The sequence below is a fragment of the Pseudoalteromonas sp. TAB23 genome (assembly GCF_000498075.1).
GTDB classification, from domain to species: Bacteria; Pseudomonadota; Gammaproteobacteria; order Enterobacterales; family Alteromonadaceae; genus Pseudoalteromonas; species Pseudoalteromonas arctica.
This window is the reverse complement of the sequence record NZ_AUTP01000262.1, coordinates 1-8,856: the sequence shown is the minus strand read 5'-3', so window position 1 is coordinate 8,856 and position 8,856 is coordinate 1. Positions and strand designations below refer to the sequence as shown.

General features: G+C 39.4%; 10 protein-coding genes. 4 read left to right on the top strand and 6 right to left on the bottom strand.

Features of this window, described 5'->3' with window-relative positions; all coding sequences use genetic code 11:
- Positions 1-31: 31 nt before the first annotated feature.
- The 4 genes from L654_RS0115665 to L654_RS0115645 all read right to left on the bottom strand — a co-directional run bounded on the left by L654_RS0115665 (position 32) and on the right by L654_RS0115645 (position 3,668).
- Positions 32-1,200 (bottom strand): IS3 family transposase gene (locus L654_RS0115665; RefSeq protein ID WP_139016089.1). Its coding sequence is split into 2 segments (ribosomal slippage): positions 32-924 and positions 924-1,200, totalling 1,170 coding nucleotides; the frame shifts between segments, so codons are not numbered across the junction.
- Between the two features lie 29 nt (positions 1,201-1,229).
- Positions 1,230-2,060 carry a YbhB/YbcL family Raf kinase inhibitor-like protein gene (locus L654_RS0115655; protein WP_024608394.1) on the bottom strand — a complete coding sequence of 277 codons (831 nt, stop codon included), beginning with the start codon at positions 2,058-2,060 and terminating at the stop codon, positions 1,230-1,232.
- 234 nt (positions 2,061-2,294) lie between these two features.
- Entirely contained in the window at positions 2,295-2,795 is a 501-nt protein-coding gene (locus tag L654_RS0115650) for a YgjP-like metallopeptidase domain-containing protein (RefSeq protein ID WP_024608393.1), read from the bottom strand.
- A 24-nt stretch (positions 2,796-2,819) separates the two neighbouring features.
- On the bottom strand, positions 2,820-3,668 hold the full coding sequence (locus L654_RS0115645; protein WP_024608392.1) for a DUF72 domain-containing protein: 849 nt from the start codon (positions 3,666-3,668) through the stop codon (positions 2,820-2,822).
- Between the two features lie 247 nt (positions 3,669-3,915).
- On the opposite strand from L654_RS0115645, the gene aspS reads away from it, so the two are divergent.
- From aspS to L654_RS0115630, 3 genes are all read left to right on the top strand, one after another.
- Positions 3,916-5,694 (top strand): aspartate--tRNA ligase, encoded by a 1,779-nt coding sequence (gene aspS, locus L654_RS0115640; RefSeq protein ID WP_024608391.1) that lies wholly within the window; start codon positions 3,916-3,918, stop codon positions 5,692-5,694.
- A 119-nt stretch (positions 5,695-5,813) separates the two neighbouring features.
- Positions 5,814-6,044, top strand: coding sequence for a hypothetical protein (locus tag L654_RS0115635; RefSeq protein WP_024608390.1), 231 nt, complete (start codon positions 5,814-5,816; stop codon positions 6,042-6,044).
- Positions 6,045-6,058: 14 nt separating this feature from the next.
- Positions 6,059-6,655 (top strand): pentapeptide repeat-containing protein, encoded by a 597-nt coding sequence (locus L654_RS0115630; RefSeq protein ID WP_024608389.1) that lies wholly within the window; start codon positions 6,059-6,061, stop codon positions 6,653-6,655.
- 72 nt (positions 6,656-6,727) lie between these two features.
- On the opposite strand, the gene L654_RS0115625 is transcribed toward L654_RS0115630, so the two are convergent.
- Positions 6,728-7,051 (bottom strand): hypothetical protein, encoded by a 324-nt coding sequence (locus L654_RS0115625; protein ID WP_024608388.1) that lies wholly within the window; start codon positions 7,049-7,051, stop codon positions 6,728-6,730.
- Positions 7,052-7,180: 129 nt separating this feature from the next.
- On the opposite strand from L654_RS0115625, the gene L654_RS0115620 reads away from it, so the two are divergent.
- Positions 7,181-7,948, top strand: a complete 768-nt coding sequence (locus tag L654_RS0115620; RefSeq protein ID WP_024608387.1) for an alpha/beta hydrolase — start codon at positions 7,181-7,183, stop codon at positions 7,946-7,948.
- Between the two features lie 58 nt (positions 7,949-8,006).
- Here the strand turns inward: L654_RS0115620 and L654_RS0115615 are convergent.
- Positions 8,007-8,856 (bottom strand): OsmC family protein (locus L654_RS0115615; protein WP_024608386.1); only part of this gene is annotated, 850 nt, incomplete at its 5' end.

The window sequence follows — 8,856 nt, the reverse complement described above, 5'->3', positions numbered from 1 at the left end:
TGACGTGGTCAACTAAATTCAGTCACCCTAGTTAAGAAACCATATCTAATGTTTCGGTTCGTTCTTCAAAGTCATTTGGGCTTTGATAATTTAAGTACGAATGTAAGCGACGACTGTTGTACCACATGCAGATGTAATTCATTACATCCTGTTGAGCTTCATAACGCGTTGGGTAATTTTTCCAATGCACGCGCTCTTGCTTCAAACTACCGAAGAAGCTTTCTGCAACAGCATTATCCCAGCAACAACCTTTCTTACTCATGCTACCAATGAAGTCGTTTGACTTGAGCAATCTACGATATTGATGGCTTGCATATTGAACCCCTTGATCTGAATGGATAATCAACCCTGCTTTGGGTTGGCGTTGCCACATCGCCATAGTCAGTGCGTCACAGACAAGCTGCGCTTTCATTCGTGAGCCCATGCTCCAACCAACGACTTTACGCGAATATAAATCAATCACTACCGCCAGATATAACCAACCTTCTGCAGTCCAAACATAAGTGATATCTTGTACCCAAGCTTGATCAGCGGCTTCAACGTTGAAGTTTTGCTCAAGTACATTGGGATAAATAGGCTTGTTATGGTCACTATTCGTTGTTACTTTGTATTTCTTTTTATAACGCACCCAGACATTTGCCTCTTTCATTAACTGTGCTGTTTTGTGACGGCTCACCGGAAAACCGAGTGCATTTAAGACTTTCTGAATACGCCTTTCACCGTAAGTATTATCACTGAAGTGCGCTATGTCCTTGACCCAATCAATCATTTCTTGATGTGTTGGATCCTCTGATTTAGTTGAATATCGCTTTTGATAACTATAGTAATTGTTACTTTTTACACCCAGTATTCGGCACATTACCGCCACAGGCCAGGTCTTCTTGTATTGGGTTATGAACGAGTATTTCACTTCGTTTCTTTGGCAAAGAAGACCGTCGCTTTTTTTAATATTTCACGCTCCATTTCTAGGCGTTTCACTTGCGCTTTTAGCTCTCTGATCTCTTCTTGCTCAGGGGTCAAATTACCATTCCCTCTAAAAGCCTGCCCATCATCATTTTCAGCTTCTTTTATCCACCGACCAAGCATGTTGGGATTTACCCCTAAATTTCTAGAGGCTTCTGCTTGAGAGTAGTTTTGCTCAACAACTAATGCGATGGCATCAAGTTTAAATTCTTTGGAATACTTTTTACGTTTTGTCATTATCGATCTCCAGTTAAGTTGATTATCTCTTAACTGGGGTAGTCGAATCCATTAAACCACGTCAGTATTTGCTCGTTAGTACCTGTAATACCAGTCATTACTTCATGAACAGGATAAGTAGATGAGGCAATATAAGCATATTGTTCATCGCACGTAACAGATACGCTTTTATCAAACCCTGTATTACTTACTGATTGTGTAATAGCATCGCAGCGAGGTGATTTTACGTTAGCGGTTAAATATGATTTGTCAGGCTTTGGTTGCTCGTTTGGCTTTGGTTTTGAATCCGGTTTGTGCTCGGCGCTACTGGCGCTTCGCGAGTATTTGACCGTCATACTTGCAGTATCGAGAGTAATATTTTTTACAGCGGCGAGTAATGCTGAGCGATCTACTTTTGTATCACTATTAAAGGTAACCGGTGCAGATAACGCGTACACAGTATAAGTATAGCTTTTTTCACCTGGGCCTTTAGAGCAAGGCGGCGCATATTGGTTTAAATCGTTTACGCTATTAGAGCCTACTTCACCGAGAGTTTCGCCCGCTTTAATTTGTGTTTTATCGGCGGAAATGTTGTACATGGTCCAATACCAATGCATTCCCTCTGGCGCTTTATGATCCATAATTAATGCATAATATTTGGTTGCCTTAGGTGCACCACTCCAGTTAAGTGGGGGGCTAATGCTTTGCCCATCGCACGTATAAGTAATAGGCAAGTTACCGCCATCGCTTACCTTTGAGCTGGTTAGAGTAAAATCATTGAGGTTTGATTGTTCAAGTGATTGGCTGTTTTGCTCGTTGCAGGCACTTAAGGTTACACAGCACAGGGCACTGAGTAAAATGGCATGGGTATTTTTCATCATTTAAAACTCCAAAGATTAAGAGTACATAGAAAGAATTAGCTATTAAGAGTGTAGTTCTCAAATGTAGGGCAATTATGTAGTTTTAAACTTTTTTGTTTTTATTAAGGGCTGGCGTTAAGTTGTGAGCTGCTTACTTGGATAAGAGAAGAGATTGGATATGGGCGCTTGGTTATGAAAGGAAATATTAACTTAAGCATGGCGTTATTTTCACTCAGTTAAATAACGCTAAAATCCTTATTTTAAATAAGGATTTTCACCCATTGCGACTACCACACAAAAAATTCTTAAATCTAACTCTAGCTGGTGGTAACTCGGTTCCATATGGCAGCAAAGTTGATAAAAGCCTTTGTTATGGTCTTTTTCTTTAAAGTGGGCGAGCTCATGTACCACTAACGCTTTTAATAACGGCTCGGGAGCGCGCAGCAAGTCGCTGTTTATCGCTAAATCGTGTTTGCGGGTTTTACCTTGCATTCGATACGTATGTGTACCGAGTGCGTTGGTGACCATATCGCCTTGCTTTTTAAATGCTGCGCGACCAAACGGTGGTGCGTTTTTTAAATACTGTTTTTTAAGCTCGGTTGCATAACTATAAAGTAGTTTATCGCTGGTAATAGTGTGTGCTTGCGGGTACTTTTTAAGTAAGTAATCACATACCTTTTTGTTATTTATAAGGTTTAATACTTGCTCAACAATGTTAGCTGGGTAGCCGGTAAAGTAACGTGCGTATTCACTCATTATTATTTCTCTGTCGTTTTACTTTTAGAAAAGTGCTTGCTGGTGGGCTTCTTTTTCGCCAGTAAATGGGTTTAATGCTTTGTGATTATAACCAAGGTCCTTACAAAACTGCCTTGCTAATAAAGGTGCTTCTCGGTTATCTGCCGTATGAAAAAACACATAAGGCGTTTTTCCTTCATCAAGCCATTGTTTTACTTTACTCAGCCACGGTTTATAAAAGGGTTTATAGTCGTTTTGTAAATCGGCGATAACAAAGCGCGCCATGGGTTGTGTGCTTGTAGCAATGGCATGCACGGGTAAATGCGGCTTTTTTTGCTGTGCATCTATTAGCGCTTCGGTTGTTGGTTTTACCGCAAAGAGGGCGCGAGTATCCATCGATATGCGATTTATGTTGTTTGCCATTAATAACTGATTAAGTGCTATTTCGGCTTCACCCTTTTGAAAAAACGCAGTATGACGTACCTCTACACCGTAATTAACCTCTTTTGGTAATAGGCTAATAAATTGGGCGAGTTTGGGTAAGTCACCAGGGCCAAATGCTTTAGGTAATTGCAGCATGATTTGCCCAGTTTTTTCTAAAATAGGGGAGAATAAGTTAAGCCAATCAGTAAGCTCGGTTTGAACATTAGTTAGGTGCAGCTCGTGGCTAAAGCGACGATTAAACTTAAAAGTAAATTTAAAATCGTCGGGTACGCTGTTTGCCCAGCGCAATACGGTGCTTGGCGCAGGATCAGCGTAAAAGCTGGTATTGCCTTCAACAGAGTTAAAGTGTTGTGCGTATTGGCTAAGCATATCGGCGTTTTTACATTGGCTTGAAAATAAATTGCCTTTCCATGCATTACTCGACCACTGCGGGCATCCAATATATAACATACAAACTAGCGCCTTATTATAAAGTGGCGATAGTGTAGCAAATAACAAAACAAGCTGCTGTAAATTCAGGGGCAAAAGCGGCACACGCCCTAGCATCTTAATGTTAGTTGAGTATAATGCAGGGCTTAATTTGATTATTTTTAGATTGCTAGCGGCTTTATTTGTATTGTGGTGACCTGTTTTTTAAATCACACGCCTTAAAACAAATAAGTTTAGCCGTTTAAGCCTTTTATCTGACAGGAAAACTATGCGCTCTATATATTGCGGACAGCTAAATAAAACTCACGTAGATCAAGAAGTTGAACTATGTGGCTGGATCAACAAACGACGTGACCTTGGTGGACTTATCTTTGTCGATTTACGCGATAGAGAAGGTTTAGTACAAGTTGTATTCGACTCTGACATTGAAGAGTTAATGAGTTCGGCTAACACACTTCGCCAAGAATTTTGTGTTCAGTTAAAAGGTATTGTTCGCGCACGCCCAGACAGCCAAGTAAATAAAGACATGGCAACAGGGGAGATCGAAATTTTAGGTAAAGAGCTTAATATTATTAACCGCTCTGAGCCATTACCGCTTGATTTTAACCAAGTAAACTCTGAAGAGCGTCGTTTAAAATATCGCTACCTAGACCTACGTCGTCTAGAAATGAGTGACCGTATTAAATTACGCGCTAAAGCAAGCAGCTTTGTTCGTCGCTTTTTAGATGAAAACGGCTTTTTAGACATCGAAACACCTGTACTTACTAAAGCAACGCCAGAAGGTGCGCGCGATTACTTAGTACCAAGCCGCGTTCACAAAGGTAGTTTTTACGCTTTACCACAGTCTCCACAGTTGTTTAAGCAATTATTGATGATGTCGGGTTTTGACCGTTACTACCAAATTGTTAAATGTTTCCGTGATGAAGATTTACGCGCCGATCGCCAACCAGAATTTACCCAAATAGATATAGAAACCTCGTTCATGAGCTCTGATCAAGTACGTGGTATGACTGAAAAAATGATCCGCGAGATGTGGCAAACATTACTAAACGTTGATTTAGGCGATTTTCCAATCATGCCTTACAGCGAGGCAATGAGCCTTTACGGTTCTGATAAGCCAGATTTACGTAACCCAATGAAATTAGTTGATGTTGCAGATTTAGTTAAAGACGTAGAGTTTAATGTTTTCTCAGGTCCGGCTAACGACGAAAAAGGTCGTGTTGCTGTATTAACTGTACCGGGTGGCGCTAAGCTTTCTCGTAAACAACTTGACGATTACACTAAGTTTATTGGTATTTACGGCGCTAAAGGTATGGCGTGGATGAAAGTAAACGACCACACTGCAGGCGCTGAGGGTGTTCAATCACCAGTGGCTAAGTTTTTAAGCGAAGACGTAATCACTAAATTACTTGAGCGTACTAATGCACAGTCTGGCGATATCATTTTATTTGGTGCCGATAAGCGCAACACAGTAAATGAAGCAATGGGCGCACTGCGCGTTAAGATTGGTGTTGATTTAGAAATCACTAACCTTAATAGCTGGGCACCACTTTGGGTTGTAGACTTCCCAATGTTTGAAGAAGATGACGAAGGCACATTACATGCTGTGCATCATCCATTCACTGCACCAAAAGATATTACTGCAAGTGAGCTTGAAGCAAACCCAGCCGCTGCTATTTCAGATGCCTACGATATGGTATTAAACGGCTACGAAGTAGGTGGCGGTTCGGTACGTATTCATAATGCAGATATGCAAGAAACCGCATTTAGAATTTTAGGTATTAACGAGCAAGAGCAACAAGACAAGTTTGGCTTTTTACTTGATGCACTTAAATACGGCACACCACCACATGCTGGTTTAGCATTTGGCCTTGACCGTTTAGCAATGCTTTTATGTGGTACCGATAACATTCGTGACGTTATTGCTTTCCCTAAAACAACACAAGCGTCGTGTTTATTAACCAACGCGCCAAGCAAACCTAACCTTGACTCGTTAGCTGAGCTTGCAATTAGTGTTGTAGAAAAAGCGATACCTAACGAAGAGTAATCTTTGTTTCGCTTTTTTGAGCTAAATTTAAAAACCCTTAAGTTATATGCTTAAGGGTTTTTTTATGGTTAAATTTATAGCAGAGTGTGTTTTAAATGAACAGATGAAAAGGAATTATTATGTCGATCAATGCAACCTTATTTGGTGAGTTTTTAGTTTTTATTATTGTGCTGTGTATTCCTATTTTTGCTGTAATTAGCTACAAAATAGGTAAGCGTAAAAGTACTATGCCGGGTGTTTTAGCTTTTGTGGGTGGCTGTTTAGCGCTATTTCCACTATTTGCTTTGATTTTTATTGCAGTGCTTGCGCTTAAAAAAGATTTACCTAAAAATAGCGTCTATGCCCATTAAAAACTAGGTTAATAGTGTCAATTTCAAATAATAATCACTACTTCGATGAACAATTTAATGCTTTACAGTACGCAGAGCAGCTAACTGAAAACTCTGAGTTTGAAGAATGTATATTTATCGATTGCGACTTTTCAGGCGGGCAGTTTAAAAATTGCCGGTTTATAGAATGCAGTTTTAAAAACTGTAATTTATCGTCACTAAAATGGAACTACAGTTCGCTTGAAAATGTAAATTTTAGCCACTGTAAATTAAATAGTTTGCAATGGGCTGATGTAGATTGGCCAGCGCTTAGTATAAACGCACCGGTGAGTTTTAATTATTGTGAGCTCAGTAATAGTTCTTTTTTTGAATTAACCCTCAAAGCCCTTAAACTAACACATTGCTTTGCCAAAAATGTTGATTTTAGACACGCTGATTTAAGCGGTAGTAAGTTTACAGGAACAGATTTTCGCGATAGTGAGTTTTTTCAAACTAACTTAACAAAATGTGATTTTGTAGGTGCTACAGCGTTTAATATAGATTTGAATAATAATATTTTAGTGAATGCTAAGTTTGATCGCTTCGAAGCACTTAATTTGCTTACCAGCCTTAATATAGAATTGTGTGATTAATTTAGTTTAATATGATTACATATCTAGAAGCGACAGCTTGGCTGGGCTTCTAGATACTGCGTGACTGGGTAATTAACGGCTTGGGCCATTTTTATTACGTGCACTGGCAAGCTGTCTTGCGATTTCTAATAACGCAGGTGAAATATCTTCAGCGCCATCTTTAATTAGTTTTGTAACATCACCTGACGAAAACAAACCGTCACGTGGTGATTTAATACCTAACTCACGAACAAAATCCTTCGTTTTACCTGTGCTGCCTGTTTCAATAAACTTAAAAATAATACGTTCATTGTTGTTTTTAGCAGGTGCTTTTAGTATTTCGATTTCGTCATGTATTGCAGTTAGTTTGTCTTCTAAAATTTCTATACGTTCTTGAATGCTATTGTATGATTTCATTTATTGGATCTTTTACTAAATATATTTAAACAATGGCGACTATTATCGCATAGTTTGACAATAGAGAATGCAAACCTATAAAGTAAAAATTATTTTTAATTAAAAACAATAATTTATATAAGTTTAAATATGCAAAAAACACTTAAAAAGCTTTTTATGTTAAGCGCACTAGCTCTAAGTGCATCATTAATAAGTACATCAGCAATAAGCGCAACAAGCTATGCAAACGACGACGTTATAACTGATGAAAGCCGTAATCGCACTATTCCTATCAATATTACATTACCAAGTAACAATGCTAAGTGCACTGAACAAGTAAAATGCCCTGTAGCGTTCATTAACGCAGGTTACGGGATTAGCCATAACGGGTATACGTTTGCCAGTAATGCGTTTAATCAGCGTGGATATTTAACAGTAGCCGTTGCACATGAACTAAAAAGCGACCCTTACTTAAACCGTGAGCAGCCTTACTTAACAACTCGCATGGAAAACTGGCATCGTGGCGTAGTAACGCTTAAGTTTTTAGTTAATGAGCTATCGAGTAAATACCCAGCGTACGACTTTACAAAACTCACCTTATTTGGGCACTCAAACGGCGGGGATATTTCGTCATTATACGGCTCTATTTACCCAAACGAAGTTAGCACTATTATTACGCTCGATCATCGCCGCATGTTGATCCCACGCAATAAAGATATACGCGTACTTACACTTCGCGGTAGTGATTACCCAGCTGATGCAAATGTGCTGTTAAACGATTCAGAGCTGGATAAGTTTCCTGTTACGCAAACACTAATAGAAAAATCTCGCCATAACGATATGTACGATGGCGGGCCAAAATGGCTGGTGGATAGAATGAGTAAAGAAGTAGAGGGATTTTTAGATAGTAAAAATTAGGTCTATAAAAGTTAAATCATAGCGCAGTGTTACCTACGCTATATTAATTTTACGGCAGTTATTCTACCAGTTCACTAACAATAACCGGGTTATTATGTAGTGTTTTATGCACTGGGCATTTATCGGCTATTTCGAGTAAACGCTGGCGCTGTGGCTCAGTTAAGTCGCCACGTAAGGTAATTTTACGGGTAATGGCTTCAAGGTTACCTGTTTGCTCACAATCGTCGCAATCTTTGTTGTAATCGCGAGTGTGATCAAGCTCTACTTTTACATGCTCCAGTGGTAAGTTTTTACGTGTAGCGTACATGCGTAGTGTCATTGCTGTACAGGCACCAAGCCCCGCTAATAAGTGATGATACGGATCAGGACCTAAGTTTTTACCACCTACTTTTATTGGCTCATCTGCAAGCCAAGTATGATCTTTTGTACTTACGTGCTGAGTAAATACATGGTCTTTTTCTTCAACGAGTACATTGCCACCCGTTAAACTTGCCGTGTATTTAGTTTTGTCGTACTTAACATAACGGTTTGCCCACGTTGCAATTATTTGTGCTGCGTAGTCGGCATCGTTTTTATTTGTTAAAAGGTGATCGGCGTTATCTAGGCTAATAAAGCTTTTAGGATGCTTGGCTGATGCATAAATTTTTTCAGCTTCACTAATATTTACCGTCGCATCAATAGGGGAGTGCATTACTAATAATGCGCGCTTAAGTTTACTTATGTGGCTTTTATCGTACTTGGCTATATCGTCAATAAATTGCTTTTTAATGGTAAATTCACGGCCGGCTAAGTTTACTTTAGCTTCACCTGCTGCGTTAATTTCATCAAGGTGTGCTTCAAAGTTATGCGCTACGTGCTGCGCATCTGACGGTGCACCAATGGTTGTAATAGCCGATACTTCAGGAATA